This is a genomic window from Bradyrhizobium sp. CCBAU 45384 (assembly GCF_028128665.1).
Taxonomy (GTDB): Bacteria; Pseudomonadota; Alphaproteobacteria; order Rhizobiales; family Xanthobacteraceae; genus Bradyrhizobium; species Bradyrhizobium manausense.
This window is the reverse complement of sequence record NZ_LBIZ01000110.1, coordinates 1-24,800: the sequence shown is the minus strand read 5'-3', so window position 1 is coordinate 24,800 and position 24,800 is coordinate 1. Positions and strand designations below refer to the sequence as shown.

The 24,800-nt window shown below is 64.0% G+C and carries 29 protein-coding genes; 13 read left to right on the top strand and 16 right to left on the bottom strand.

Translation table 11 applies throughout. The features are described 5' to 3' along the window. Window positions 1–25: 25 nt before the first annotated feature. Window positions 26–1,327: an ammonium transporter gene (locus XH80_RS20850; protein WP_271600203.1), complete on the bottom strand. Its 1,302-nt coding sequence runs from the start codon at window positions 1,325–1,327 to the stop codon at window positions 26–28. 78 nt (window positions 1,328–1,405) lie between these two features. After that, window positions 1,406–1,744 carry a P-II family nitrogen regulator gene (locus XH80_RS20845; RefSeq protein WP_057752475.1) on the bottom strand — a complete coding sequence of 113 codons (339 nt, stop codon included), beginning with the start codon at window positions 1,742–1,744 and terminating at the stop codon, window positions 1,406–1,408. On the opposite strand from XH80_RS20845, the gene XH80_RS20840 reads away from it, so the two are divergent. Further along, the gene (locus XH80_RS20840; RefSeq protein WP_271600202.1) at window positions 1,722–1,943 is read left to right on the top strand and encodes a hypothetical protein; all 222 of its coding nucleotides are present in this window, start codon (window positions 1,722–1,724) and stop codon (window positions 1,941–1,943) included. The two genes, XH80_RS20845 and XH80_RS20840, sit on opposite strands and share 23 nt — an antisense overlap. 47 nt (window positions 1,944–1,990) lie before the next feature. Continuing rightward, complete coding sequence (locus tag XH80_RS20835; RefSeq protein WP_271600201.1) at window positions 1,991–2,881, top strand: DUF4339 domain-containing protein; 891 nt, start codon at window positions 1,991–1,993, stop codon at window positions 2,879–2,881. 46 nt (window positions 2,882–2,927) lie between these two features. Here the strand turns inward: XH80_RS20835 and tesB are convergent, their stop codons facing one another. Further along, the gene (gene tesB / locus XH80_RS20830) at window positions 2,928–3,791 is read right to left on the bottom strand and encodes an acyl-CoA thioesterase II (RefSeq protein WP_271600200.1); all 864 of its coding nucleotides are present in this window, start codon (window positions 3,789–3,791) and stop codon (window positions 2,928–2,930) included. Window positions 3,792–4,008: 217 nt separating this feature from the next. Here tesB and XH80_RS20825 point away from each other — a divergent pair, with 217 nt between their 5' ends. Beyond that, on the top strand, window positions 4,009–5,229 hold the full coding sequence (locus XH80_RS20825) for a ubiquinone biosynthesis hydroxylase (protein ID WP_271600199.1): 1,221 nt from the start codon (window positions 4,009–4,011) through the stop codon (window positions 5,227–5,229). A 65-nt stretch (window positions 5,230–5,294) separates the two neighbouring features. Here the strand turns inward: XH80_RS20825 and XH80_RS20820 are convergent, their stop codons facing one another. Together XH80_RS20820 and XH80_RS20815 are read right to left on the bottom strand one after the other, a co-directional pair. Further along, window positions 5,295–5,492, bottom strand: a complete 198-nt coding sequence (locus tag XH80_RS20820; RefSeq protein WP_271600198.1) for a Trm112 family protein — start codon at window positions 5,490–5,492, stop codon at window positions 5,295–5,297. A 115-nt stretch (window positions 5,493–5,607) separates the two neighbouring features. Then, entirely contained in the window at window positions 5,608–6,138 is a 531-nt protein-coding gene (locus XH80_RS20815) for a TetR/AcrR family transcriptional regulator (RefSeq protein WP_271600197.1), read from the bottom strand. 90 nt (window positions 6,139–6,228) lie between these two features. Between XH80_RS20815 and XH80_RS20810 the strand changes: the two genes are divergently transcribed. The 4 genes from XH80_RS20810 (at window position 6,229) to XH80_RS20795 (ending at window position 8,275) form a co-directional block, all read left to right on the top strand. Beyond that, window positions 6,229–6,579 carry a hypothetical protein gene (locus XH80_RS20810; protein WP_271600196.1) on the top strand — a complete coding sequence of 117 codons (351 nt, stop codon included), beginning with the start codon at window positions 6,229–6,231 and terminating at the stop codon, window positions 6,577–6,579. A 146-nt stretch (window positions 6,580–6,725) separates the two neighbouring features. Further along, window positions 6,726–7,004: a PepSY domain-containing protein gene (locus tag XH80_RS20805; protein WP_271600195.1), complete on the top strand. Its 279-nt coding sequence runs from the start codon at window positions 6,726–6,728 to the stop codon at window positions 7,002–7,004. A gap of 53 nt (window positions 7,005–7,057) precedes the next feature. Beyond that, window positions 7,058–7,636, top strand: a complete 579-nt coding sequence (locus XH80_RS20800; RefSeq protein WP_271600194.1) for a cytochrome b/b6 domain-containing protein — start codon at window positions 7,058–7,060, stop codon at window positions 7,634–7,636. A gap of 219 nt (window positions 7,637–7,855) precedes the next feature. After that, window positions 7,856–8,275, top strand: a complete 420-nt coding sequence (locus tag XH80_RS20795; protein WP_271600193.1) for a hypothetical protein — start codon at window positions 7,856–7,858, stop codon at window positions 8,273–8,275. An 11-nt stretch (window positions 8,276–8,286) separates the two neighbouring features. Here the strand turns inward: XH80_RS20795 and XH80_RS20790 are convergent, their stop codons facing one another. Both XH80_RS20790 and XH80_RS20785 read right to left on the bottom strand, forming a co-directional pair. Then, window positions 8,287–9,060, bottom strand: a complete 774-nt coding sequence (locus tag XH80_RS20790; RefSeq protein WP_271600192.1) for an N-acyl homoserine lactonase family protein — start codon at window positions 9,058–9,060, stop codon at window positions 8,287–8,289. 10 nt (window positions 9,061–9,070) lie between these two features. Next, the gene (locus tag XH80_RS20785) at window positions 9,071–9,964 is read right to left on the bottom strand and encodes an AraC family transcriptional regulator (protein ID WP_271600191.1); all 894 of its coding nucleotides are present in this window, start codon (window positions 9,962–9,964) and stop codon (window positions 9,071–9,073) included. Between the two features lie 190 nt (window positions 9,965–10,154). Here XH80_RS20785 and XH80_RS20780 point away from each other — a divergent pair, with 190 nt between their 5' ends. After that, on the top strand, window positions 10,155–10,910 hold the full coding sequence (locus XH80_RS20780) for an SDR family NAD(P)-dependent oxidoreductase (protein ID WP_271600190.1): 756 nt from the start codon (window positions 10,155–10,157) through the stop codon (window positions 10,908–10,910). A gap of 58 nt (window positions 10,911–10,968) precedes the next feature. Here XH80_RS20780 and XH80_RS20775 read toward each other — a convergent pair whose 3' ends face one another. Then, window positions 10,969–11,721 (bottom strand): hypothetical protein, encoded by a 753-nt coding sequence (locus XH80_RS20775; RefSeq protein WP_271600189.1) that lies wholly within the window; start codon window positions 11,719–11,721, stop codon window positions 10,969–10,971. A 222-nt stretch (window positions 11,722–11,943) separates the two neighbouring features. Continuing rightward, entirely contained in the window at window positions 11,944–12,825 is an 882-nt protein-coding gene (locus XH80_RS20770; RefSeq protein WP_271600188.1) for an HpcH/HpaI aldolase/citrate lyase family protein, read from the bottom strand. Window positions 12,826–12,935: 110 nt separating this feature from the next. Between XH80_RS20770 and XH80_RS20765 the strand changes: the two genes are divergently transcribed. Continuing rightward, window positions 12,936–13,577: a carbonic anhydrase gene (locus XH80_RS20765; protein WP_271600187.1), complete on the top strand. Its 642-nt coding sequence runs from the start codon at window positions 12,936–12,938 to the stop codon at window positions 13,575–13,577. A gap of 178 nt (window positions 13,578–13,755) precedes the next feature. Here XH80_RS20765 and XH80_RS20760 read toward each other — a convergent pair whose 3' ends face one another. Continuing rightward, window positions 13,756–14,790 carry an aspartate-semialdehyde dehydrogenase gene (locus XH80_RS20760; protein WP_271600186.1) on the bottom strand — a complete coding sequence of 345 codons (1,035 nt, stop codon included), beginning with the start codon at window positions 14,788–14,790 and terminating at the stop codon, window positions 13,756–13,758. 116 nt (window positions 14,791–14,906) lie between these two features. Between XH80_RS20760 and XH80_RS20755 the strand changes: the two genes are divergently transcribed. Further along, complete coding sequence (locus tag XH80_RS20755; RefSeq protein WP_271600185.1) at window positions 14,907–15,695, top strand: hypothetical protein; 789 nt, start codon at window positions 14,907–14,909, stop codon at window positions 15,693–15,695. 156 nt (window positions 15,696–15,851) lie between these two features. After that, entirely contained in the window at window positions 15,852–16,238 is a 387-nt protein-coding gene (locus XH80_RS20750) for a hypothetical protein (RefSeq protein ID WP_271600184.1), read from the top strand. A 165-nt stretch (window positions 16,239–16,403) separates the two neighbouring features. Here XH80_RS20750 and XH80_RS20745 read toward each other — a convergent pair whose 3' ends face one another. Together XH80_RS20745 and leuB are read right to left on the bottom strand one after the other, a co-directional pair. Further along, a complete protein-coding gene (locus XH80_RS20745) occupies window positions 16,404–17,042 on the bottom strand; it encodes a DapH/DapD/GlmU-related protein (protein ID WP_271600183.1) in 639 nt (212 codons plus the stop codon). Window positions 17,043–17,175: 133 nt separating this feature from the next. Then, entirely contained in the window at window positions 17,176–18,288 is a 1,113-nt protein-coding gene (leuB, locus tag XH80_RS20740) for a 3-isopropylmalate dehydrogenase (RefSeq protein ID WP_271600182.1), read from the bottom strand. Between the two features lie 245 nt (window positions 18,289–18,533). Between leuB and XH80_RS20735 the strand changes: the two genes are divergently transcribed. Beyond that, window positions 18,534–19,733: a YbfB/YjiJ family MFS transporter gene (locus XH80_RS20735; RefSeq protein WP_271600181.1), complete on the top strand. Its 1,200-nt coding sequence runs from the start codon at window positions 18,534–18,536 to the stop codon at window positions 19,731–19,733. Window positions 19,734–19,843: 110 nt separating this feature from the next. On the opposite strand, the gene XH80_RS20730 is transcribed toward XH80_RS20735, so the two are convergent. The 4 genes from XH80_RS20730 to XH80_RS20715 form a co-directional block, all read right to left on the bottom strand. Beyond that, the gene (locus tag XH80_RS20730) at window positions 19,844–20,626 is read right to left on the bottom strand and encodes a molybdopterin-binding protein (RefSeq protein ID WP_271600180.1); all 783 of its coding nucleotides are present in this window, start codon (window positions 20,624–20,626) and stop codon (window positions 19,844–19,846) included. An 11-nt stretch (window positions 20,627–20,637) separates the two neighbouring features. Next, a complete protein-coding gene (locus XH80_RS20725) occupies window positions 20,638–21,267 on the bottom strand; it encodes a cytochrome b/b6 domain-containing protein (protein ID WP_271600179.1) in 630 nt (209 codons plus the stop codon). 181 nt (window positions 21,268–21,448) lie between these two features. Beyond that, the gene (locus tag XH80_RS20720) at window positions 21,449–22,003 is read right to left on the bottom strand and encodes a fasciclin domain-containing protein (protein ID WP_271600178.1); all 555 of its coding nucleotides are present in this window, start codon (window positions 22,001–22,003) and stop codon (window positions 21,449–21,451) included. Between the two features lie 310 nt (window positions 22,004–22,313). After that, on the bottom strand, window positions 22,314–23,075 hold the full coding sequence (locus tag XH80_RS20715) for an SDR family oxidoreductase (protein ID WP_271600177.1): 762 nt from the start codon (window positions 23,073–23,075) through the stop codon (window positions 22,314–22,316). 95 nt (window positions 23,076–23,170) lie between these two features. On the opposite strand from XH80_RS20715, the gene XH80_RS20710 reads away from it, so the two are divergent. Next, window positions 23,171–24,700 (top strand): malonate--CoA ligase, encoded by a 1,530-nt coding sequence (locus XH80_RS20710; RefSeq protein WP_271600176.1) that lies wholly within the window; start codon window positions 23,171–23,173, stop codon window positions 24,698–24,700. The last annotated feature ends 100 nt before the right edge of the window (window positions 24,701–24,800 follow it).

Below are 24,800 nucleotides of genomic sequence, written 5' to 3'. Positions count from 1 at the left end.
CGGGCTTATGTGTTACGCAAGTCCCTTACTGAAGCGCCTCACCGTGCTGTGAAATGTCGAGCCCCTCGAGCTCGTGCTCCCGCGACACGCGCAACGGCACGAACAGGCCGACCAGCTTGAGCAGGATGAAGCTCACGCCCGCCGACCAGGCGAAGGTGACGGCGACGCCGTAGAGCTGGATCAGCAATTGCTGCGGATGCCCTTCGAGCAGGCCGGCGGTGCCGCCGATCGCGCTGGTGGCGAATACGCCGGCGAGCAGCGTGCCGGTCAGCCCGCCGATGCCGTGCACGCCGAACACGTCGAGCGAGTCGTCGTAGTTGAAGCGGTGCTTCAGCCAGGTGCAGGCCCAGTAACAGACTGCGCCTGCGGCGATGCCGATGACGATGCCGTGCCACGGTGCGACAAAGCCCGAGGCCGGCGTGATGGTGCCAAGGCCGGCTACCGCGCCCGAGATCATGCCGAGCACGGAGGGCTTGCGTCGCGTCGACCATTCGATCGCGCCCCAGGTCAGCGCGCCGGAACAGGCTGCCAGATGCGTTGCGATGATCGCCATCACCGCGCGCGAATTGGCCGCGCCCGCCGAGCCGCCGTTGAAGCCGAACCAGCCGACCCACAACAGGCCGGTGCCCACCACCGCCAGCGACAGATCGAACGGCGAGAGGTTTTCGGTGCCATAGCCGTGCCGCCGTCCCATCACCTTTGCCGCGACGAGCCCGCCGGTGCCGGCCGACAGATGCACGACGAGGCCGCCGGCGAAATCCAGCACGCCCATGCTGTTGAGGAAGCCGCCGCCCCAGATCCAGTGCGCCAGCGGAATGTAGACGAAGATGAACCAGGCGACCGAGAACAGCAGGTAGGCGGAGAACCGCATCCGGTCGGCGACCGAGCCCGCGACCAGTGCCACCGTGATGATCGCAAACGTCATCTGATACAGCATGAACAGCGCTTCCGGGATCGTCTTCGCTGCCGGGCTGACGCTGTCCATGGTCATGCCGGCGAGGAACCAGCGGTCGAGCGAGCCGAGCCATGGGCCGTCGCCGACGAAGCAGAGCGAATAGCCGAACGCCACCCAGAGAATGGAGATCAGCGTCACCGCGGCGAGGCTCTGCGCCATGGTCGCGAGCACGTTCTTCTTGCGCACCATGCCGGAATAGAACAGCGCCAGTCCCGGGATCGTCATCATCAGCACCAGCGCGGTGGCGACGATCATCCAGGCGGTGTCGGCGGTGTTGATCTCTGATGTCGCGGCCCGCGCCGGCGCAGCCGCAACCAACGCAAATCCGATTGCCGCAGCCATAGCGGCTACGCGGCGCAACAATCCCGCCATGTCATTTTCCCCGGCATAGTGATGGCGTCGCACGCTGTGGCGTCGTTGCCGGTGCGATCGACGATGAAGAACTTGGAGCTAGAGCGCGTCGCTGTCGGTCTCGCCGGTGCGGATGCGCAGCGCATGGTCGATCGGCGTGACGAAGATCTTGCCGTCGCCGATCTGACCGGTGCGCGCCGTGGCAGTGATCACCGCGACCGCCTTCTCGGCGACGTCGGAGGCAACCGCGATCTCGATCCGCAGCTTGGGCAGGAAGTTCACGACGTATTCCGCGCCGCGATAGATCTCGGTGTGGCCCTTCTGGCGGCCATAGCCCTTCACCTCGGTCACGGTCATGCCGTGGACGCCGATCGCCGTCAGGGCCTGACGGACTTCATCGAGCTTGAAGGGTTTGATGATCGCGACGACGAGTTTCATGATTCAGCCTGTTCCCCGGGATGCGCCCGCCGTGTGTCCCCGGCGATGCGTCAATCTGGCATCTTTCCGGGCAAATGGCACAAAAAACTTGCAGATTGAAGCGGAAAAACGTTTGGCCAAGGGCGGTGATGTGAACGGCCGCCTCTGTACAGGGCATCCGTTCATCGCTCACAATGCGTTTTTGGCATGGATGCGGTGAACCCGCGCCGGCCGAGCGGTACATAAGTATTTTGGGGGGGGCGCGTCATGGCGAGTTGGTTCTACGCATCCGAGGGCAAGCAGCAGGGGCCCTATCCGGAGGGGCAATTCCGCGACCTGATCGCGCAAGGCGTCGTGCGCGCGGATACGCTGGTGTGGTCCGAGGGCATGGCCGGCTGGCAGAAGGCCGCCGAAATTCCTGGATTGATCTCCGGCGGCGGCGCGCCGCCGATCATTCCGGCCGGGGGGCCGCCGATGATGGGTGGTGGCGCCTATACCGGCGCGGGCAGTGCGGCCGGCGGATCGCTGTCGGTCGATTTCGGGATCGTCGACTTCACCTGGCGCACGCTGGTGATGCTGATCCTCTCGTGCCTCGTCATTCCGGTGCCGTGGGTGTTCGTCTGGTATACGAAATGGATCGTGTCCTGCGTCAAGGTCCCGGGGCGGCCGAACCTGTCCTTCACCGGCAATGCAATGACGATGGTGCCCTGGTTCTTCGGCTTCATCGTTCTGGCAATTGTGATCGGCTACATCGGCAGCCAGATCCTGAGCACCGCTTTCTACATCGTCCAGATCGTTCTCTACTGGATGCTGATCAAATGGATGATCGCGAACATCGCATCCAACGGGCAGCCGCTCGGCCTCAGCTTCAACGGCTCGGTGCTCGGCTATATCGGCTGGAACCTGTTGTTCGCGATCTCCCTCATCACCATCATCGGATGGGCCTGGGTCGCGGCCGCCCAGCTGCGCTGGATCTATCGCAATATCGAGGGCACGCGTCGGGAGATCAACTTCAGGGGTAGCGGGCTCGGGATTCTCTGGCGCGGCATCGTGGCGGCGATCCTGTGCAGCTTCATCATCCCGATTCCGTGGGTCTATCGCTGGATCATGAACTGGTTCGCATCGCAGACCGAGCTCGCGCCGCGCGGATCGATGTAAGCACGATCAAGCCATCTCGAGCGCGATGAATTCGCGCTTGGGATCATCAGCTCCTGCGCTCGCGCACGGAGCCTTCCTGTGCGACGGACGCGACCAGCGTGCCATCCGGCTTGAAGATCGAGCCGCGGGTCAGGCCGCGGCCGCCTTGCGCGCTCGGCGAATCCTGCGAATAAAGCAGCCATTCGTCGGCGCGGAACGGGCGGTGAAACCACATCGCGTGGTCGAGGCTTGCCGGCATCATGCGCTTGTCGAACAGCGTGCGACCATAGCGCGCCATGATCGCATCCAGCAGCGAGAAGTCCGAGGCATAGGCCAGCGCGCACATATGCAGCGCCGGATCGTCGGGCAGCTTGGCCGCCGTCTTGATCCAGACATGGATGCGGCCGTCCTCGATCTTCTGGCCGAAGTAGCGGCCGAGCTCGACCGGGCGCAGCTCGATCGGCCGATCGGATTCGTAGTAGCGGCGGATGAACTCCGGCATCTCGCGGAACATCGGCTGCTTCGCCACCTCCTCCGCGGTGAGCTTGTCCGGCGGCGGCACGTCAGGCATCTTGTCCTGGTGGTCGAACGCGGACTCTTCCTCGGCATGGAACGATACCATGATCGAGAAGATCGCGTTGCCGTGCTGGATTGCGGTGACGCGGCGCGTCGAATAGCTCTTGCCGTCGCGCAGACGCTCGACCTGGTAGATGATCGGGATCTGCGGATCGCCCGGCAGGATGAAATAGCAATGCAGCGAATGCGGCAGCCGGCCCTCGACCGTGCGGCAGGCCGCGACCATCGCCTGCCCGATCACCTGCCCGCCGAACACCCGCTGCCAGCTTGTCTTCGGGCTGTTGCCGCGGAACAAATTCACCTCGAGCTGCTCGAGGTCGAGGATCGAAATCAGGTCGATCAGGCTTTTGGACATGGTGGTGCTTTCGCATTGTCGTCATTCCGGGGCGCACGCAGTGCGAACCCGGAATCTCGAGCTGATAACCTCTGGATTCCGGGTTCGCGACTTTGTCGCGCCCCGGAATGACACAGACGGGCCGTTCCGCCCTTGTTTCACCGCCCTGTTTCGCCCAGCTCAAGTCTGCTAGCAAGACCCGAGAATTGACTGGGAAGCTTGGCAGAGAAAACTTGGTATGTCGGTACAGGGTCACATAGTCATTGGCGGCGGCGCATTTGCGGGCCTGGCGCTCGCGCTGGCACTGCGTCAGGGGCTCGGCCCCGAGATTGCCGTCATCGTCGCCGATCCCGCGCTCAGCTCACGGCCAAGCCGGGATCCCCGCGCAACCGCGATCGTGGCCGCCTGCCGCCGCCTGTTCGAGGTGCTCGGCGCCTGGGACGATGTGAAAGCCGAGGCGCAGCCGATCCTCGACATGGTCGTCACGGATTCGAAGCTGGAGGACGCCACGCGTCCGACCTTCCTGAATTTCGCCGGCGACGTCGCTCCGGGCGAACCCTTCGCGCACATGGTCGAGAACCGTCGGCTGATCGATGCGCTGGTGGTCCGCGCCGAAGCCGCCGGCATCGATCTTCGCGCAACCACCGTCGCGTCCTACGACGCCAGCGCCGATGGCATTGACGTCACGCTTGGCGATGGCAGCAAGATTGCCGCCAGTCTTCTGGTCGCAGCTGACGGTGCGAAATCGAAGCTGCGCGAGCGCGCCGGCATCGCCACCCATGGCTGGGACTACGATCAATCCGGCATCGTTGTCACCGTCGGCCACGAGCGCGATCACGAAGGCCGCGCCGAAGAGCACTTTTTGCCCGCGGGCCCGTTTGCGATTTTGCCGCTGACCGGAAGGCGCTCCTCGCTGGTCTGGACCGAGCGTCGCGCAGAGGCCGCACGCATCATTGGGCTTGGCGACGAGGAATTTCACGCCGAGCTCGAGCAGCGTTTCGGTTTGCAGCTCGGCGAGGTCAAGGCGCTGGACAAGCCGCGCGCGTTTCCGCTGTCCTATTTCGTCGCGCGCTCCTTCGTCGCCGAGCGCCTCGCGCTGGTCGGCGATGCCGCCCACGTCATTCACCCGATCGCGGGGCAAGGCCTCAACATGGGGCTGAAGGATGTCGCCGCGCTGGCCGAGGTGGTTGTCGATGCCGCGCGGCTCGGCATGGATCTCGGTGGCGCTGACGTGCTCGAACGCTACCAGCGCTGGCGTCGCTTCGACACCATGGCGATGGGCGTTGCCACCAACTCGCTCAACTTCCTGTTCTCGAATAAGTCGACGCTACTGCGCACCGTCCGCGACATCGGACTCGGCATCGTCGACCGCACCCCGCCTCTGAAGAATCTCTTCATCCGCCAGGCGGCCGGCCTCACCGGCGAAATCCCTCGCCTGCTAAAGGGCGAGGCGCTGTAGGCGAGTAGCGAATGGAGAGTGGCGAGTAGAGTTTTGCGATTCGCCACTCGCCACTCCCTACTCGCTTAGTCGATCTTCCTCGCCTCTTCCGGCAGCATGATCGGAATGCCGTCGCGGATCGGATAAGCGAGTCTCGCAGACCGCGAGATCAGCTCCTGCTTGGCCGCGTCGAATTCCAGCGGGCCCTTGGTCAGCGGGCAGACCAGGATCTCCAGCAGTTTCGGATCGACGCTGTTTTCGGGGCGTTCGGTGGGCGCGTTCATAGGGGTCTCCGGCATTGGCTTGCCTCTAACACAGAAATTCGCGGTCGCCCATCACCGGCCGTAGCGTTTTCAAGCGAAGTGGACGCCGGTTCGCGTTAAGAAAACGCGTCAAACGCTAGTCAGAGACCATCTTCTGGATCTCGTCGAGCAGGCCCTGGAGCCGCGCGCTCGGCACGGGCGCTGCCGAGAGCGCAAAGCCGAGAAAGGTCCAGTACAGGATTTGCGCGCGCGCCTGCGCTGTCGCGGCGTCGAGTCCCCGTTTCGCCAGCAAGGCCTCGATATAATCGAGCCTGCGGCGGTCGATGGCGCGGACCGCCGCCTGCGCCGCCGCGTCGAACGCCGCCCAGGCGCGCACCGCGCGTTCCAGGTCGAGCCGGGCGCCGAAGGTCCTGCGCAGCAGCGCTCTGAGCGGCTCGTCGCTGTCGGCCTCGACGCGGGCGATGATCTCCTCGGCCGCGATCTCGCGCCAGCGCCTCAGCACGGCGGCGTGGAACGCGCCGAGATCGGCAAAATGCCAGTAGAAGCTGCCGCGGGAGACGCCGATGGCCCTTGCCAATGGATCGGCCTTCAGCGCGGTAAAGCCGCCTCTGGTGAGCGCCTTGATGCCCTGGCTGATCCAGTCGTCGGCGGTGAGCTGTTCGGTCATGTCGGGTTCCGATCCCAGACCATACACTAGTGTATTGACAGCCGGCAGGCCAGCCCTTATCCCACCATACACTCATGTATGGAGGCCTTGATGCGTGATCTCTTGCTGCAGTGTGCCGGCGTCGGCGCCATCATCGTGGCGCTCATCCATGGCTATCTCGGAGAAGCCAAGGTCTTTCCCCGTGCCACCATCGAGCCGCCGCGGCTCCGCACCCTGGTCCGCCTGGTCTGGCAGGCTTCGACGGTGGCCTGGATCGGCTGCGGTGTGCTGCTGGTCGCCGCGCCCTGGATGGATTCAGCCTCGGCGCGTCGCTGGATCGTCCTGACCATGATCGGCGTGTTCGGCCTTTCCGCCTGCGCCAACGCTTGGGCGACGCGTGGTCGCCACTTCGGCTGGATGGCGCTCACGGCCGTCGTGGTGATGGCGGCGGCCGGTTACTGATCGTCGCAACGACTGCCATCGTCAATCCGACGTTAGAGCTTATCTAAATCACGCCATACCCGAGTCGATTGACTTCATGCCCGCCTTTGCTTCCTTCGGATGCGCCTCGCGCAAGGCGGTGCGCAGATGACGGAGAGGAGATGTTCGTGAAGGTCATTCGTGTTGTTGCCATGGCATTGGCGATCGGAATCGGCGCTGGATCGACGGCGATGGCCGACGGTTTCAAGAATTGCACCAAGCTCGACAAGGCGTCATGGAAGCCGGCCAGCGACGCCGAAGCCAAGGCGACGGCGCTGGGTTACGAAGTGCGTCGCTCCAAGATCGAAGGCTCCTGCTATGAGGTCTATGGCGTCAAGGAAGGCAAGCTCTATGAGCTGTTCTACAGCCCGGAAGATCTCAGCCTGAAGCACACGATCGCCAAGTAGGTTTGCCAAGTAAGTTTGCCAGGTAGGGCTTATGCTTTGAAAGTGGTCCCGGCTTGAGCGGCAACGCGGTATCAGACACGTGCGGGGGGGCGAAACGGACCCCCGCGGATCGGACGGTCGCAATCTGGGACCTTCCGCTCCGGCTCTGGCATTGGGCTCTCGCAGCGTGCGTCCTGGTGGCGTGGTTCACACCCACCGTCTACGACAAGCTTCACCGCATCGTCGGCTATGCGGTGATCGGGCTTCTCGTCTTCCGTTTGGCCTGGGGCTTCTGGGGCAGCCGCTATTCGCGCTTTCGCTTGATCGGCGTCCGCCTTCGTGCCGCGCCCTCCTATCTCTGGAACCTGCGCCGCGGCATCACCGGCCGCTATATCGGGCTCAATCCCGCCGGGACGCTGATGCTGGTGGCGCTGCTGCTGTCAATTGCCGTCTCGGCGATCACAGGCGCGCTGTCGGTGACAGTCACCCTCTTCGGCGTCTGGTGGATCGAGGACACGCATGCCTTCGCATCGGACGCCGTCATGATTCTGGTCCTGCTGCACGTTGCAGGCGTGGTGCTGATGAGCCTGCTTCAGCGCGAAAACCTGATCCGGGCCATGATCACGGGCCGCAAGCGCATCCGAGGTCATTGATTTGGAATCATCGAGCCGCGGAGCGAAGCGACGTGGGTGAGGGCGTTCTCCTCTAGGGGACTGTCCCATCGAGGAGAAACCCTCTCCCCGACCCTCTCCCGCAAGCGGGAGAGGCGGCGCAAGCTCGCTGACAATCTTCGTGATTTGATCCAGCGCAACGCGCGCCTGCACCATTTTGCCTAGTGTTGCTCCAGTTCCGACGTTCGAATGGAGCTTTCCATGAGCACCGCAAGCAGGCCTTATCCCGTCGTCCAGGACCTCATCGAGTCCTTCGCGAGCTGGCTGAAGCATCGCCGCGAGATGGCCGAGATGCGGCAGCTTGATCGCTTCGATTTCGACCGGATCGCGAACGATCTCAGGATCGCGCCTGACGACCTCGAAGAGCTGGTCCGCAACGGCAAGCATGCCGCCGACGAATTGCCGAAGATGCTGGAGCAGCTCGGCATCAGCGCGGAAGCACTCGGACGCGCACAGCCGCTGCTGCTGCGCGACATGGAGCGGGTCTGCTCGCTCTGCGGTCACAAGGGCGAGTGCGACCGCGATCTCGCCGACGGCACCGCGGCCGAAAACTATCACGGCTATTGCGGCAACGCCGCGACGCTGGAATCGCTCGATCGCACTGAGGTCGCGCCGCATTGACGCGCGGGCGTTCACGCGATCCAGTCTGGCACGTGAGGTAGCCCCTCGCTCTGCGCCGTATCGTGATTGATCCAGATTTCGGCGTTCTCGGCGCGAAGCATTTCGACGACTTTGGCCATGGACGCGACCGTTGCCTGCTGGTCCGCATTGAAGGACGGCACGCGCATGTGCCGGAGGTTCTCCCTGTTGTGCGCGACGTCGCCGCTCAGCAGCACGGCGCCGCGCCGCGGCAATCTTACCATCAGCGAGCAATGCCCCGGAGTATGGCCCGGCGTGAAGATCATGCGCACGGCGCCGTCCCCGAAGATGTCGTGGTCACCATCGACGATCTCGTAAGGCCGCTCCTTCAACATCTTGTAGTGCGGCAGCGAGTAGCCGAACTCGTCAGGCTCCGGTCCGAACATGGCCTCAAACTCGGCTCGCTGAGCGATCCATTTTGCATTTTCAAACAGATCGACATTTCCGATGTGATCGAAATGGGCATGGGACAGGATGATCGTGCCGACATCGCGGGGCCGCACGCCAATTTCATCCAACTGGTCGGCGATGGGACGACGCACGATGCCGCGTATGCCATGCGCGATGATACGTCCTTCCGGGTATTTCACCAGCGCATCCTCGATTCCCGTATCCCAGATCAGCCATTCGCCACGGTGACTGATGAGATAGGCATTGCAACTCAGCGTCATGGGGACGCCGACATTGATGCCGGGAGAGTAGATCGAGCCATCCTCGACCTCTGCAATACCGCCATCGAGGATGTAGACCTTGTCGATCGTCGCCATCAGCAACCTTTCACGCCGCCGTTTCGGCGCGCCGTTTCATCTCGCGCATGTCGCGCCCGGGCGGCATCCCGAACAGCCGGCAATATTCGCGCGTGAACTGCGTGACGCTTTCGTAGCCGACCTGATGGGCTGCGGCCGCGATGCTTGCAGCATCCGGCAGCATCGCGCGACGCGCCTCGATCAGGCGCAGCTGCTTCTGAAACTTGAGCGGGGTCACCGACGTGACGCTCCGGAAGTGCGCGTGAAACGCCGACGGGCTCATGCCAGCGGCTCTGGCCAGCCGGTCGATGCGCAACGGCTTGGCGTAGTCGGCACGGATGATGGCAACGGCGCGGCCGATCCGTTTGGCATGGCTGTCGGCAATGCCGAGGGCCCTGATGGCGCCACCGTGCCGTCCTGCCAGCAGCCAGTAGTGCAGCTCGCGCACCAACTGGCCCTGCAAGATCGGCAAGGCAGAGGGACGGTCGATCAGGCGCAACAGGCGGAGCGCCGCATCCGCAACCTCCTGTTCCGTAGGCTCGACCCGTAGCGGTTGGGACGGAATGAACGGGAGCGAACCCATCTCGACCACCAGTCCTTCGATGATTGTGGGGTCGAGCTCGAGGACGAGCGAAAGATACGGTGCCGCCGCCGTCGCGCGCGTGATCTGGCTGACAGTCGGCACATCACTCGCAATCAACAGCGAATCGCCTGCACCAAAGTCGAAGGACGTCCGGCCGGTCGCGACACGTTTGGCACCTTGCAGGACCAATGCGACCAGAGGCTTGGAGATAGCGTACAGGAGCGCGCTCGGCGCGGTCTCGCGGATGATCGAGACACCGGCGAAGGGAGTAGAGGCGATGCCTTTGTCGTCGGCGTGAGCCGCGGAATAACGACTGGCGATCTGGAGCAGCGTTTCGGTCACACGCCAATTTTAGGCCGAGCCCGGCGCGCAAGCAACAACGCCGGGCAATCAGGCAGAAAAGCAGGAGTTTTGGGCAAGTCCGCCGCCGCCGCATTCTGGAGTGTTGGGCAAGAGGATCCGAGGATCCGGCAACATCGGACGAACGATCGCGGGCAGAAGCAACTCACCGCAACTCCACGAGGAACTTCCGATGCCCACCATTTCGCTCGTCACTGGCGCCAGCCGGGGTCTTGGCCGCAACACCGCGATCGCCATCGCGCGTCACGGCGGCGATGTGATCGTGACGTATCGCAGCGGCGCCTCCGCCGCCCGCGAGGTCGTCACCGAGATCGAGGCGCTCGGCCGGAAGGCCGTCGCGCTCGAACTCGACGTTACCTCCGTCTCGTCATTTCCCGCGTTCGTCGCAAAGGTTCGATCGACGCTGACTATGCATTGGGGCGCGACCACGTTCGATCATCTCGTCAACAATGCCGGCCAGGGCGAGATGGCTTCCATCGCCGAGACGACAGAGCTGCAATTCGACGCCCTGTTCGACACGCATGTCAAAGGGCCATTCTTTCTGACACAGGCCTTGCTGCCGCTGCTTGCCGACAACGGCCGGATCATCAACTTCTCGAGCGGGCTGACGCGCGTGTCCTTCCCCGGCTTCTCCGCCTATGCAGCCGCGAAGGGCGCGATCGAGGTCTTGACGGTGTATATGGCCAAGGAGTTCGGCGGACGCGGCATCACAGCCAACGTCGTCGCGCCGGGTGCGATCGAAACCGACTTCCTCGGCGGAGCCGTCCGGGACCTGCCTGATCTGAACAAGCAATTTGCACAGATGACCGCGCTCGGCCGCGTCGGCCTGCCCGACGACATCGGGCCGATGGTCGCGAGCCTGCTCGGTCCTGACAACCGCTGGATCACGGCCCAGCGCGTCGAGGTGTCCGGGGGCCAGACGATCTGACGAGGCGGCGGTGGTACTCGCGACCGGCTACGAACCGGTCGCGGTCCAGACCCAACGATCAGAAGCCGACGGTCTCGTTCACATAGAACGTGTTGAGAATGGTGACCCTGTCACGATCGGTATGGATCTGCGGACGGCCGTGCCAGCTCATCCGGGTCAGGGTGTGATAGGCCTTCAGGACCACGAAGGCATAGCCGACATTGGGCAGGAACGGGATCGTCTTCACGGGCTCGAGGCAGTAGGAGCCGACGTGAAACAGGCCCTTGAGCGAGGCCTGGTAGAGTGTCGTTCCCAGCGCTTCCTGGCTGCCGTCGGCCGGGCAATACAGCTGCATCGTCACGACCTTCTTGCGCGTGTCCGGATGCGGCTTGATCTGATAGCCGTCCCTGTCGACATAGACGACCGGCTTTGCGACCAGCGTCAGATCCTCAGCCTTGGCCACCTTGTCGCCGCGGGCGCGAATCTCGAGCCCGTCATGCAGCCGGTTCCGGATCGCCTGCTCGACAGGCTTCGAGGTCAGCATGGCCGACACCGCAGCCCATGCGGGGCGCAATGACGGCTCGATCTTGTCGACGTTTTCACCGTAGAGGCGCAGCGCCATCCGTGTGCCCGTACCGGTGATCGGATCGTAGCCCTGGGTCGGCACGCTCCGGATCATGTCCCGGTAGAAATCCGCGGGGAAGAAATCGCGGAAGACGATGTGGGGAAACGGAGACGCGGAATGATCAGCGGCCTCGATGCTGCGCACCGCATGAACAGTGAGTTCGTCAACGAGATTGGCCGGAGCAGCCACTTCCGCAAGAGCCGTCATGAGGATACCTCACACCAGGTTGGACCCAGTCACTTTCAATTCTTTCCGGCATTACCTTGCGACGTGGGCCTTATGCAAGTCAACGGCAGCAACCGCGGCCGATTTTCGCGCGGTCGTGATCAGAAACCGGCGCGGCAAATCAATGCATTCGCGGCGTTTAAAGCTTCAAAACGACCCGCGTTCCAATGCTGTCCAGGTTGACAAAGCGGACTGGCTCACACCTCAGCCCTTGCTCATCGAGGCGATCGCGTCCGCGATTGCGATGGTGCGGCGCGCCATGTCGGCGTGCAGGCGCTCCACCATTGCGCCGTCGAGGCGGATCGCGCCGCGCGAGACGTTCTCCGGCAATTCGAACGCCGCGATGATTTTTCGCGCGCGGGCGATGTCCTCCTCGGGCGGCGTGAAGATCGCGTTGCAGGCCTCGATCTGTGAGGGATGGATCAGCGTCTTGCCGTCGAAGCCGAGATCGCGCGCTTGCGCGCATTCGGTGGCGAAACCGTCGGGGTTGGCGATGTCGCTATAGGGGCCATCGAGGATTTCGAGACCGGCGGCGCGCGTCGCCAGGATGCAATGGGTGATCATCGGGATCATCGCGGCGCGGCCGGGCAGCATCCTGATCCGCGTCTCGCGCGAGATGTCGTTAGGGCCGAACACGAAGCCGGCGAGGCGGCTCGATGGATCGCGTCCGGCCTCGGCCAGCTCCTCGGCATGCAGCACCGCGCGCGCGGTCTCGATCATCGCCCAGACCTTCACTGATGGCGCGGCGCCGAGATGGGCGAGGTCGCGGCCGATGCTCCGGAGATCCTCGACGCTTGAAACTTTTGGAACCAGGATGCCGTCAGGCGAAGCCTCGGCCGCCATGGCGACGTCTTCGGACCACCATTGCGTGTCGAGACCGTTGGTCCGGATCAGGACCTCGCGCTTGCCGAAGCCTTTTGCGGCGATCGCGGCGGCAATGCCGTCGCGCGCCAGCGCCTTGGCGTCAGGCGCGACGGAATCCTCGAGGTCCAGGATCAGGCCGTCGGCGGCGAGATTCCTTGCCTTTTCAAGGGCGCGAGGATTGGAGCCGGGCATGAACAGATGGCTGCGGCGCGGGCGGGTCATGCTGCGTTCCTTCCTGATGGCTCGGACTTGTTCCAGTTGGAGGCGATAGCATCTGGCCTGCCCATTCGAAAGGCTTGTTCACCCTGGCGGTCTATGATTAGGCATAGGCCATGATCACATTCCCGAAGCATTTGCTGGAAGGCTACCAGGCCTTTGCCACCCAGCGGCTGCCGGCCGAGCAGAGTCGCTACCGCGAGCTGTCGGTGAAAGGGCAGTCGCCGGAAGTCATGGTGATCGGCTGCTGCGACAGCCGCGTCTCGCCCGAGGTGATTTTCGATGTCGGGCCCGGCGAGCTGTTCGTGGTCCGCAACATCGCCAATCTGGTGCCGACCTACCAGCCCGACGAGAACGCGCATGGCGTCTCGGCCGCGCTGGAATATGCCGTGACGGTGCTGAAGGTGAAGCACATCGTGGTGCTCGGCCACGCGCAATGTGGCGGCATCCGCGCCTTCGTCGACAAGATCGAGCCGCTCACGCCGGGCGACTTCATCGGCAAATGGATGCAGATGTTCATCAAGCCGGGCGAAGTGGTGGAGCAGCGCGACCACGAGACCATGGCGCAGTTCGTCGAGCGCATCGAAAAGGCCGCAGTGTTCCGCAGCCTCGAAAACCTGATGACGTTCCCGTTCGTGCGCAGGGCCGTCGAGAGCGGCCAGATGCAGCTCCATGGCGCCTATTTCGGCGTTGCCGAGGGAACGCTGTTCGTGCTGGACCAGGCGAGCAAGCAATTCAAGAAGGCGAGTGGCGAGTAGGGAATGGCGAGTAGCGAGTTGCGAATGGAAATCCATTCGCCATTCGCTACTCACCAGTCGCCGCGTTTCAGCTTGAATTCGTAGGGTGGGCAAAGCGAAGCGTGCCCACCACCTGCTTCAATCGGAAAAGATCGTGGGCACGGCGCTTTGCGCCTTTGCCCACCCTACGGCAGCGGAGTTACGCCGCCTGCTTCTTCGCGCTGATCAGCTTGCGGTTGATCAGGACTTCCGCGATTTGGATCGCGTTCAGCGCGGCGCCCTTGCGCAGATTGTCCGACACGCACCACAGCACGAGGCCGTTCTCCACCGTCGCGTCCTCGCGGATGCGGCTGATATAGGTGGCGTCCTCGCCGGCGGCTTCATACGGCGTGGCGTAGCCGCCGGGCTCCTGCTTGTCGATGACGAGGCAGCCGGGCGCCACGCGCAGGATGTTGCGCGCTTCGTCGGCGCTGATCGGATTCTCGAACTCGATGTTAACGGCCTCGGAGTGACCGACGAACACGGGCACGCGCACGCAGGTGGCGGAGAGCTTGATCTTGGGATCAAGGATCTTCTTGGTCTCGGCCATCATCTTCCACTCTTCCTTGGTGTAGCCGTCCTCCATGAAGACGTCGATGTGGGGGATGACGTTGAAGGCGATGCGCTTGGGAAACTTCTTCGCGACCAGCTCGTCATTGGTGTAGACGGCCTTGGTCTGCGAGAACAATTCGTCCATGGCATCCTTGCCGGCGCCCGACACCGATTGATAGGTCGAGACCACGACGCGCTTGATGGTGGCCTTGTCGTGCAGCGGCTTGAGCGCCACCACGAGCTGCGCGGTCGAGCAGTTCGGGTTGGCGATGATGTTCTTCTTCCTGAAGCCTTCGGTCGCGGCCGCGTTCACCTCGGGCACGATCAGCGGCACGTCCGAGTCCATACGCCAGGCCGAGGAATTGTCGATCACGACGGCGCCGGCGGCGCCGATCTTCGGCGACCATTCCTTCGACACCGAGCCGCCGGCCGACATCAGGCAGATATCGACGTCGGAGAAATCGTAGTGCTCGAGGGCTTTGACCTTCAGGGTACGGTCGCCATAGGAGACCTCGACGCCGACGCTGCGGCGTGACGCCAGGGCGACGACCTCGTCCGCGGGAAATTTGCGCTCATCGAGGATGTTGAGCATTTCCCGTCCGACATTGCCGGTCGCGCCGACGACTGCGACTTTGTAACCCATCGTTCACTCTCCGATGAAAAAGCCCGTTCCTGAAGCTGACGCTTAAACAGGAAGAGCAGCGCTTCTATGCGAGAACCGGCCTCAAGACAACGTTGGACCCTGCCTGAAGGCCGTGGATGCAGTCGCCTGAGGCCAGCATGGCCGCAAACCCCACCCAGATCGATCTGGCGCTTGCCAATTTCGCCGACGAGGTGGTCGGGACGCTGGCGCGCCTGTTCGCCTATGTGGGGGCGCTGGCCCTGTTTGCCATCCTGGCGCTTGCCGGGCTCGGCCAGCTGCCCGATTTGCGTGACGATGAGCCTGCCGCGAAACCGGGCTGGGCCATCGCTGACCGTTCGCATCCGGCCTTCGCCCTCAGCCGGTTCGATACATCAGAGAAAACAGCCTCTTATACAATTTTCAGGCACCCCGAAGGCGGCCGCCGCGACGTCATGCGCTGGGCTGGCGACGCCGACAGACCTTGGGCCGAGCTCGAGATCTACCGGGAAGGCAACGAATTCGACGTGACGCGTCCGGCAGCCGCCGGCCTCGCCATCCAAATGGGCCTCGTGGCGGCCACCGCGCTGGAGCAGGCCGGCCTGATCGACACCAAGTTCGGCCCTGTCGCCCTGTTTCGGCCATCGGGCACCGCGGACGGCTCGCCGGCGTGCCTCGGCTACCTCAAGCGCAACGAGGAGCCACCGCTGCAGATCTCCGGCTTCTCCTGCCAGGGCGACACCATGCCGGCCCGGCGCGCCGCGATCGCCTGCATGCTGAACCGGCTGACGCTGCTGACCTCCGGCAACGAGCCGAAGCTGGCGGAGATGTTCGCCCATGCCGAGCTGAAGCGCCGCTCCTGTGATCCCCCCGGCCCGGCCGACTGGCTGCTGGGCGCGGCGAATGCGCAATTGCGCGGCGCGCTTTGACCCGCATCAAGCCCAAGTCGCTGGTATTCATGCAACTTTTGCCGGCGCGCCCGATTATTCCGTGTTGGTGTGACTGAATTGACCTAGTTGCAGTGCCCCCGGCCGGGCTAGTATGGGGTGAAATCGACTGGCGGCTTGCCGCCTGAAGGGGACGTGATGAGCTCGAATTTTTTTGCCGCGAACAAATTGGCGACCTTGCTTGCGGCGAGCGCCGTGATGGCCGTGGCCTTCGCGGCGCCGGCCTCGGCCGACACCAAGACCAAGCAGCGCTTTGACGATCGCGGCCGTCCCTATTACGGCCCTGCTGGTCCCAACGCGGTCTACCAGCAGGGTCGCACCCGCATCTATGTGAGCAAGCGCTCTTGGCTCGACGGCGGCACCGAGGTCAATCCGGGCGACCGCAAGTTCACCGACTACGCCTTCCCGCCGGCCGTCGGCTATCCGTCCTTCGCCCGCGAAAACCTCAACCGCCCGATCGATCGCCAGCCGCTGGCGACCCCGGCCGATGTCGGCGGCTACCCGCAGAATTTCCCGCTGTACTGAGCGGGCTGATTTCCGAATCAGAATGGCCGGGCTCGCGCCCGGCCATTTTTGTTTGTGCGAGGTGCCGTAGGGTGGGCAAAGGCGCTCTTGCGCCGTGTCCACGATCTCTCTCGATCACGAACAATGCGTGGGCACGCTTACGCTTTGCCCACCCTACGACACCACCTACGAATTGGCTGCCGGATCATAGCGCCGGCAAAACTCCTCGATTGCCTCGGAGCGGAAATCGGCGAGGCGCCCGAAGATCAGCTCGTCCGGCCAATCCCACCAGGCGATGCGGCGCAGGCTTGCCGCGACAGCATCATCGAAGCGCTTGCGGATGGCGCGCGCAGGCACGCCGCCGACGATGGTATAGGGCGCGACATCGCGGCTGACGACGGCGCCCGCGCCGATCACCGCGCCGTCGCCGATGCTGACGCCGGGCAGCAGGATTGCGGCGTGGCCGATCCAGACATCATTGCCGACGATGACGCGGTCGCCGCGGCGATCGGCGAAGAAGTCGCGATCGCGCGTTGCGCCCGCCTCGTAATATTCGGGGACATAGGTGAAGCGATGCTGCGACGGCCGCCCCATCGGATGATTGGGCGCGCCGATCCGCACCGAATTGGCGATGGCGGTGAACTTGCCGATCACGGCGTCGGCGACGTCGCAATATTCGCCGAGATAGGAGTAATCGCCGAGCGCGGCGTATTCGATCCGGGTGTGGCTAAGGATCTCGCAGCGCCGCCCGATCTGCGCCTCGCGCTGGCGCACGGTTTCATGGATGAAGGTTTCCGCGATCTTGGGGCGGGGTGAGGCATCCATGAAAGTAGCTCCGGGAGCAGGTGCCGTAGGGTGGGCAAAGGCGCATCGCGCCGTGCCCACCATCTCTCTCTAATCACAACCAACTGGTGGGCACGCTTGCGCTTTGCCCACCCTACGATTGCGGTGCTTGTGGCTACGCGTGCAGCTTCTGCAATTCCTTCAAAATCGCTTCGCCCATCTGCGTGGTCGAGGCGGCGGTGGTGCCTTCCGACTTGATGTCGGCGGTGCGAAGACCGCTGGCGAGCACCGCGGCGATCGCCTGGTCGACCTTGTCGGCGAGATCGCCCATGTCGAAGGAATAACGCAGCGCCATGCCGAAGGACGAGATCATCGCGATCGGATTGGCGAGACCCTTGCCGGCGATATCAGGGGCCGAGCCGTGCACCGGCTCGTACAGCGCCTTGCGCTTCCTGGTCTTGACGTCGACCTCGCCGAGCGAGGCCGAGGGCAGCATGCCGAGCGAGCCGGTGAGCATCGCGGCGATGTCGGACAGCATGTCGCCGAACAGATTGTCGGTGACGATGACGTCGAACTGCTTCGGCCATTTCACCAGCATCATGCCGCCGGAATCGGCGAGCTGGTGCTCGAGCGTGACGTCAGGATATTCGCGCTTGTGGAGCTGGGTCATGACCTCGTTCCAGAGCACGCCCGACTTCATGACGTTGCGCTTCTCCATCGAGGTCACCTTGTTCTTGCGCTTCCTGGCAAGCTCGAAGGCGACGCGGCCGATGCGCTCGATCTCATAGGTGTCGTAGACCTGGGTATCGATGGCGCGCTTCTGGCCGTTGCCGAGATCGGTGATGGTCTTGGGCTCGCCGAAATAGACGCCGCCGGTGAGCTCGCGCACGATGACGATGTCGAGGCCCTCGACCGCCTCGCGCTTCAGGCTGGAGGCATCGGCCAGCGCCGGATAGCACACCGCCGGGCGGAGGTTGGCGAACAGAGCGAGATCCTTGCGCAGGCGCAACAAGCCGGCTTCCGGGCGGACCTCATAAGGCACCGAATCCCATTTCGGACCGCCGACCGCGCCGAAGATCACGGCATCGGCGTCCTTGGCCTTGGCCATGTCGCCTTCGGAGATCGACACCTTGTGGGCGTCATAGGCGGAGCCGCCGACCAGACCCGTATCGGTCTCGAATTTGGCGACACCTGACGAATTGAGCCAGTCGATCAGCCGCTTCACCTCGCCCATCACCTCGGGGCCGATACCGTCGCCGGGGAGCAGCAGCAATTTGTGGGTCGCCATATCAGTTCTTCCTCTCAATTCTAAGCCGTCATTCCGGGGCGCGAGCGTAGCGAGCGAGCCCGGAATCCATCGGGCCACAGCGCAAGCGGGAAAATGGATTCCGGGCTCGCGCTTTGCGCGCCCCGGAATGACAGGTCGGCCGGAGTGCTAGAGCGGCGTTGCGCGCTTGGCAAGACACCATTGCCGGGGTGCGGCTGTGCAAGGCGGACCGGGCCTGCCACACTGCGCCCCGCCGGAGTACCCCTTTGCCCGCACCTCGCCGCCCACCTGTCGCGCATCCCGCGCGGCTGATCCTGACCCTGTCGCTGGCCGCCACCGTCGGGCTCGGCATCGGCCGCTTTGCCTATGCGCTGGTGCTGCCCGACATGCGGGAGGACCTCGGCTGGTCCTACTCGGCGGCGGGTTTCATGAACACCATCAACGCCGTCGGCTACCTCGTGGGGGCGCTGGCCGCGTCCCGGCTGATCCAGCGCATTGGCTGGTCGGCCGCGATCCGCGGCGGAACCCTCGCCTGCCTCGCCGCGCTGGCCACCTGTGCACTGACGGGGAATTTCATCGCGCTGAGCATCGCCCGCCTGGTGCTCGGCCTCGGGGCAGCGGCCGGCTTCGTCGCCGGCGGCGCGCTGGCGGCTTCAATCGCGCAGTCGCGCCCTGAACGGGCCAATTTCCTGCTGAGCCTGTTTTACGCCGGGCCCGGAATCGGCATTCTCGCCTCCGGGCTGATCGCACCGTTCACGCTGCAGCATTTCGGTCCGGGCTCATGGTGGATCGTGTGGTGGGCAATGACGCTGCTCTCGGCCGCGATGACCGTGCCACTGTTTCTGGTGCGGATCGAGAGCGGCGCGCGCTTTTCCGAAGGCAGAAACGGCGCCTTCGCAGTTCTCCCGGTGCTGATCTATCTCGCCGCCTATTTCCTGTTCGGCGCCGGTTACATCGCCTACATGACCTTCATGATCGCCTATGTGCGCGACGGCGGCGGCGGGGCCGCGGCGCAAGCCGGGTTCTGGGGCCTGATCGGCATGAGTGCGTTCGTCACGCCCTGGGCCTGGCGCCGCGTGCTCGCACTCGACCGCGGCGGTCTCGCCACCGCGATCATCCTCGGCACCAACGCTGTTGGCGCGGCCTTGCCGATCCTCGGCCATTCGCCCGCATGGCTCGCAATCTCGGCGCTGGTGTTCGGCGTCGCCTTCTTCGCGGTCGTCGGCTCGACCACTGCCTTCGTGCGCTTCAACTATCCGCCGCCGATGTGGCCGACCGCGATCGCGGCGATGACGATCTCGTTCGGCATCGGCCAGACGCTCGGCCCGATCGTGGTCGGCGCGATCACGGACGCGCTGGGGAGCTTGAGCTACGCGCTCAATGTATCCGCGGCGCTGCTGGCGTTGGGCGCGGTGCTGGCGCTGCTGCAACGGAAGGTGGGGCCGGCAAAGCAACCGATGCCGTAGTGCCGTAGGGTGGGCAAAGCGAAGCGTGCCCACGCATTTTTCGCGATCGAGAGAGATGGTGGGCACGGCGCCACGCGCCTTTGCCCACCCTACGGCAGGGGAGTTCGCCGCTAGCTCCCACTGAACGAATTATAGCCCTGGTCTTCCCAATAGCCGCCCTTGTAGTCGTTGGTGACTTCCATCGAGACGACGTATTTCGGGTTCTTGAAGCCGAGTTTTGTCGGCACGCGGATCTTCATCGGGAAGCCGTAGGCGCGCGGCAGGATCTCGCCCGCATATTTGAACGTCATCTGCGTCTGCGGATGCAGCGCGGTGCGCATGTCCAAGGGCGAGTTGTAGCCGTCCTTGTCGGCGCACTGGAACCAGACGTATTTCGCGCGCGTGTCGGCGCCGACAAGCTTGAGGAAATCGCGCAAGGGCGTGCCGGTCCAGCTGCCGATCGCGCTCCAACCCTCGACGCAGATGTGGCGGGTGATTTGGGTGAACTGCGGCAGCTTGGTGAGCTCGTCCAGCGTCCAGGATTTCTTGACGTCGACGAGGCCGCGGACCTCGAGCTTCCAGTCTTTGCCATCGACTTCGGGCGCATCGTCGAGATCGTAATAGGCGTTGAACGGGAACGGCTTCGTAATCGCGCTCTCGGGAAAGGTCGGCGCCAGCGCGTCGGGATTGAAGATGAAATCCTGCACCGCGTCGTTGAACTTCGAGACGCTCTTCAGCATCTCCTCGGCCGAGGACGAATCGATCACGTCGCAGCCGGTGAGCAGCGTCAGCGCCCCGAGGCTGGCGCCGCCGGCGATGAAGCGGCGGCGGGTGAGATCGGGCATCACCTTGAGGGAGTCCTTGATCAGCAGCCGCTTGTCGACGCCGGGGATCAGGAATGAGCGCTTGGCCATCGTTATTCTCCTCAGCGGCCGATGATCATCGCGCGCAGGCTCTTCGGCACCAGCAGCGCGAGCAGCACGTGAATGACGAGGAAGGCGCAGATCGCGGCCATGCAGAAGAAATGGACGTAGCGCGCGGTCGGATAGTCGCCGAACAACGTCACCAGCCAGTGCAATTGCACCGGCTTCCATATCGACAGGCCCGACAGCACGATTAGCACGCCGACCACGATGATGCCGGCATAGAGCAGCCGCTGCACGTAATTGTAGACGGTGAGATCGTCATGGGCGAGCTTGAAGGTCAGCGCCGCCTTGACGTCATGGAGCACGCCTGACGGCGTGATCGGCAGCAGCTTTTTCCGGAAGCGGCCGGTGGCGAAACCGGTGATGAGATAGACGAGGCCGTTGACCATCAGCAGCCACATCGCCGCAAAATGCCAGAGCAGCGCGCCGCCGAGCCAGCCGCCCAGCGTGATGTCGTGGGAGAAGCGGAAGTCGAACAGCGGCGAGGCGTTGTAGATCTGCCAGCCCGACATGATCATCAGGATCATGGCGACGGCGTTGGTCCAGTGCATGACGCGGACCCAGGCCGGCTGGATCACCTTGGCCTTGGTGGCGCTGATTTGCTCGTCGGTCGCGGTAAGGCTCGACATGGTGGTTCCGTCCTGAACGTCGGTGTCGGTGATTATACGCCGGTCCGGCCGCTTTCGTTACGCCACGCGGCAAATCGAATCGATACCGTCAGGCTATGGTGGTCAAAATAATGCGAGCCGGGTGTCCCCGGCTCGCTATTTCGTCCGCATCCTGTCGGGGATGAAACAGGAGGGTGCGGTGTTACGTTGCCGGCATCAGCACGGTGTCGACCACATGGATCACGCCGTTGGACTGGTTGACGTTGGAGATCGTCACCATCGAGGTGCCGCCCTTGGCATCGATGATCCAGACCTTGCCGTCCTGCTTCTTGACGGTGAGTTCCTCGCCCTCGGCCGTCTTCAGCTTCTTGCCATCGGTGAGGTCGGAAGCCTCGAGCTTGCCGGGCACGACATGGTAGGTGAGGATCTTGGTCAGGGTCGCCTTGTTCTCGGGCTTGACCAGGTTATCGACGGTGCCGGCCGGCAGCTTGCCGAAAGCGGCATTGGTCGGCGCGAACACCGTGAACGGGCCCTTGCCTTCCAGCGTCGGGACGAGACCTGCTGCCTTCACCGCCGCCACCAGCGTGGTGTGGTCTTTCGAATTGACCGCATTCTGGACGATATTCTTGGAGGGGAACATCGCGGCGCCGCCGACCATGACGGTCTTTTCCTCGGCGCGGGCGGGCGCGATGATTGTTGCGGTGACGGCCAGCGCGCTGAAGGCAGCAGCGGTGAGATAGGCAATGCGCTTCGACATGGAGAGACTCCCGATTGTGACCGGCGATCGCCGGCGTTTGCGTTGGGGCAACAACGGCGTCTGCGACAGTTGACGTGAAGCAGCAGCGCGTCGTTGGCCGAACTACGGGAGGGTTCGCGCGGCGGTTTCGGGGAATAATTTATTGTGATGCGTGAAACTATGGGGCGGCGTGTCCGTGTGGGGTGGGTGCGCAATCGCACGGTGCCGTAGGGTGGGCAAAGGCGTGAAGCGCCGTGCCCACCATCTCTCTCGATCACGGAAAATGCGTGGGCAGGCTTCGCTTTGCCCACCCTACGGCAGTGTGCCCGCCTCAGTCTCTATTGTTCGGCGTCTGGATGAAGCCGCGATTATGGGTCGGGCTGATCAGGAGCTCGTTGATGCAGACGCGCGGCGGCATCGAGGCGATGAACGCGATGGTGCGGCCGAGATCTTCGGGCTGCAGCATCTTGGCCTGCTCCTCCTCGCTCGGCACCACCGGGCGCAGCTTCAGGATTGGGGTCGCCACCTCGCCCGGCATCAGGCAGCAGGCGCGCAGGCCGTTGACGCATTCGTCCATGTTGAAGGAATGGGTCAGCGCCAGCACCGCATGCTTGGTGGTGGTGTAGGCCGGGCCCGGCATCTTGGAGACGTGACGGCCGGCCCAGGACGAGACGTTGATGATCGAGCCGTCCTGCTGCTTGCGCATCGTCGGCAGCACTGCGCGCATGCAATAGAGCACGCCGTTGAGATTGACCTGGACCAGTCTGTCCCAGCCCTCCAGTTCCATATCCTTCCAGCTGCGCTTGGGGACATTGATGCCGGCATTGTTGACGAGCAGGTCGATGCGGCCATGCTTCGCGACGATTCCGTCGGCTGCCTTCTGGGCCTGGTCCGCATTGGCCACGTCCAGCGCGATGGCTTCGGCCAAGCCGCCCGCCTTAGTGATCTTCGCGACCACGGTCTCCAAAGCGTCCTTGCGGCGCCCCGAAACCACCACCGTCCAGCCGTCGGCGGCCAACGCCTCGGCGCCGGCCTCCCCGATCCCGCTGCCGCCGCCGGTGACCCAGGCCACGCGTTTCCCATTTTTTGTCATGCAAACTGTCTCCGTTGCTTCATTGGGGCGGTTTTTGCTAATCCAGCCCTCGGTTTTGACCGGCCTTGTCAGTCCTGCGGTCGAGGAAATCTTGCATGAACCACGCAGCCAACGCCAACCTGTTTTCCCGCCTGTTCGACGGCCTGGACGACCCCAACCGCCTCGCGATCGAGACGCATGACGGCGCCCGGATCAGCTATGGCGATCTGATCGCGCGGGCAGGCCAGGTGGCGAATGTGCTGGTCGCGCGCGGCGTGAAGCCCGGCGATCGCGTCGCGGTGCAGGTCGAAAAGTCGGTCGCCAATATCGTGCTGTATCTGGCGACCGTGCGGGCTGGCGCGGTCTATCTGCCGCTCAACACCGCCTATACGCTGAACGAGCTCGACTACTTCATCGGCGATGCCGAGCCTGCGCTGGTTGTCTGTGACCCCTCCAAGGCGGAAGGGCTCGCCCCGATCGCCGCCAAGGTGAGGGCCAAGGTCGAGACGCTCGGCGCTGACGGTAAGGGCTCGCTGACCGAGGCCGCTGACAAGACCAGCGGCGAATTCGCGACGGTCGCACGGGCCAACGACGACCTCGCTGCGATCCTCTACACCTCGGGCACGACCGGCCGCTCCAAGGGCGCGATGCTCAGCCACGACAATCTGGCCTCGAACTCGCTGTCGCTCGTCGACTATTGGCGCTTCACCGACAAGGACGTGCTGATCCACGCGCTGCCGATCTATCACACCCACGGCCTGTTCGTGGCGACCAACGTGACGTTGTTCGCGCGGGCCTCGATGATCTTCCTGCCCAAGCTCGATCCTGACCTGATCATCAAGCTGATGGCGCGCGCCACCGTGCTGATGGGCGTGCCGACCTTCTACACGCGCTTGCTGCAGAATCCTGCGCTGTCGAAGGAGACGACCAAGCATATGCGGCTGTTCATCTCGGGCTCGGCGCCACTGCTGGCCGAGACCCATCGCGAATGGTCCGCACGCACCGGTCACGCCGTGCTCGAGCGCTACGGCATGACCGAAACCAACATGAACACGTCGAACCCCTATGACGGCGAGCGCGTCCCCGGCGCCGTCGGCTTCCCCCTGCCCGGCGTCTCCGTCCGCGTCACCGAGCCCGAGACCGGCAAGGAGCTGCCGCGCGAGGAGATCGGCATGATCGAGGTCAAGGGCCCCAACGTGTTCAAGGGCTATTGGCGCATGCCTGAGAAGACCAAGTCGGAATTCCGGCCCGACGGCTTCTTCATCACCGGCGACCTCGGCAAGATCGACGACAAGGGCTACGTCCATATCCTCGGCCGCGGCAAGGATCTCGTCATCTCCGGCGGCTTCAACGTCTATCCCAAGGAAATCGAGAGCGAGATCGACGCCATGCCCGGCGTGATCGAGTCCGCCGTGATCGGCGTGCCGCATGCCGATTTCGGCGAGGGGGTGACGGCGGTGCTGGTCTGCAACAAGGGCGCCGAGGTCACCGAGGCTGCCGTGTTGAAGGCGCTCGACGGACGGCTCGCCAAGTTCAAGATGCCGAAGCGGGTGTTCGTCGTCGATGAATTGCCGCGCAATACGATGGGCAAGGTGCAGAAGAACGTGCTGCGGGATACCTACAAGGATATTTACGCGAAGAAGTGAGGCGAGTTCGCAGCTCCTGTAGGGTGGGTTAGCTGTGGAATTTCAACAGGTCGTCCATCGGCAGGCCGAGGCGGCTGATGGGCGGCTTGGCTTGCAGACT

What these genes read in the sequence shown, in the direction of transcription:
- XH80_RS20850 (WP_271600203.1), bottom strand. Translation starts at nt 1,327, where the DNA reads ATGGCGGGATTGTTGCGCCGCGTAGCCGCTATGGCTGCGGCAATCGGA.
- XH80_RS20840 (WP_271600202.1), top strand. Translation starts at nt 1,722, where the DNA reads ATGATCGCGACGACGAGTTTCATGATTCAGCCTGTTCCCCGGGATGCG.
- XH80_RS20845 (WP_057752475.1), bottom strand. Translation starts at nt 1,744, where the DNA reads ATGAAACTCGTCGTCGCGATCATCAAACCCTTCAAGCTCGATGAAGTC.
- XH80_RS20835 (WP_271600201.1), top strand. Translation starts at nt 1,991, where the DNA reads ATGGCGAGTTGGTTCTACGCATCCGAGGGCAAGCAGCAGGGGCCCTAT.
- tesB (WP_271600200.1), bottom strand. Translation starts at nt 3,791, where the DNA reads ATGTCCAAAAGCCTGATCGACCTGATTTCGATCCTCGACCTCGAGCAG.
- XH80_RS20825 (WP_271600199.1), top strand. Translation starts at nt 4,009, where the DNA reads ATGTCGGTACAGGGTCACATAGTCATTGGCGGCGGCGCATTTGCGGGC.
- XH80_RS20820 (WP_271600198.1), bottom strand. Translation starts at nt 5,492, where the DNA reads ATGAACGCGCCCACCGAACGCCCCGAAAACAGCGTCGATCCGAAACTG.
- XH80_RS20815 (WP_271600197.1), bottom strand. Translation starts at nt 6,138, where the DNA reads ATGACCGAACAGCTCACCGCCGACGACTGGATCAGCCAGGGCATCAAG.
- XH80_RS20810 (WP_271600196.1), top strand. Translation starts at nt 6,229, where the DNA reads ATGCGTGATCTCTTGCTGCAGTGTGCCGGCGTCGGCGCCATCATCGTG.
- XH80_RS20795 (WP_271600193.1), top strand. Translation starts at nt 7,856, where the DNA reads ATGAGCACCGCAAGCAGGCCTTATCCCGTCGTCCAGGACCTCATCGAG.
- XH80_RS20790 (WP_271600192.1), bottom strand. Translation starts at nt 9,060, where the DNA reads ATGGCGACGATCGACAAGGTCTACATCCTCGATGGCGGTATTGCAGAG.
- XH80_RS20780 (WP_271600190.1), top strand. Translation starts at nt 10,155, where the DNA reads ATGCCCACCATTTCGCTCGTCACTGGCGCCAGCCGGGGTCTTGGCCGC.
- XH80_RS20775 (WP_271600189.1), bottom strand. Translation starts at nt 11,721, where the DNA reads ATGACGGCTCTTGCGGAAGTGGCTGCTCCGGCCAATCTCGTTGACGAA.
- XH80_RS20770 (WP_271600188.1), bottom strand. Translation starts at nt 12,825, where the DNA reads ATGACCCGCCCGCGCCGCAGCCATCTGTTCATGCCCGGCTCCAATCCT.
- XH80_RS20765 (WP_271600187.1), top strand. Translation starts at nt 12,936, where the DNA reads ATGATCACATTCCCGAAGCATTTGCTGGAAGGCTACCAGGCCTTTGCC.
- XH80_RS20760 (WP_271600186.1), bottom strand. Translation starts at nt 14,790, where the DNA reads ATGGGTTACAAAGTCGCAGTCGTCGGCGCGACCGGCAATGTCGGACGG.
- XH80_RS20755 (WP_271600185.1), top strand. Translation starts at nt 14,907, where the DNA reads ATGCAGTCGCCTGAGGCCAGCATGGCCGCAAACCCCACCCAGATCGAT.
- XH80_RS20750 (WP_271600184.1), top strand. Translation starts at nt 15,852, where the DNA reads ATGAGCTCGAATTTTTTTGCCGCGAACAAATTGGCGACCTTGCTTGCG.
- XH80_RS20745 (WP_271600183.1), bottom strand. Translation starts at nt 17,042, where the DNA reads ATGGATGCCTCACCCCGCCCCAAGATCGCGGAAACCTTCATCCATGAA.
- leuB (WP_271600182.1), bottom strand. Translation starts at nt 18,288, where the DNA reads ATGGCGACCCACAAATTGCTGCTGCTCCCCGGCGACGGTATCGGCCCC.
- XH80_RS20730 (WP_271600180.1), bottom strand. Translation starts at nt 20,626, where the DNA reads ATGGCCAAGCGCTCATTCCTGATCCCCGGCGTCGACAAGCGGCTGCTG.
- XH80_RS20725 (WP_271600179.1), bottom strand. Translation starts at nt 21,267, where the DNA reads ATGTCGAGCCTTACCGCGACCGACGAGCAAATCAGCGCCACCAAGGCC.
- XH80_RS20720 (WP_271600178.1), bottom strand. Translation starts at nt 22,003, where the DNA reads ATGTCGAAGCGCATTGCCTATCTCACCGCTGCTGCCTTCAGCGCGCTG.
- XH80_RS20715 (WP_271600177.1), bottom strand. Translation starts at nt 23,075, where the DNA reads ATGACAAAAAATGGGAAACGCGTGGCCTGGGTCACCGGCGGCGGCAGC.
- XH80_RS20710 (WP_271600176.1), top strand. Translation starts at nt 23,171, where the DNA reads ATGAACCACGCAGCCAACGCCAACCTGTTTTCCCGCCTGTTCGACGGC.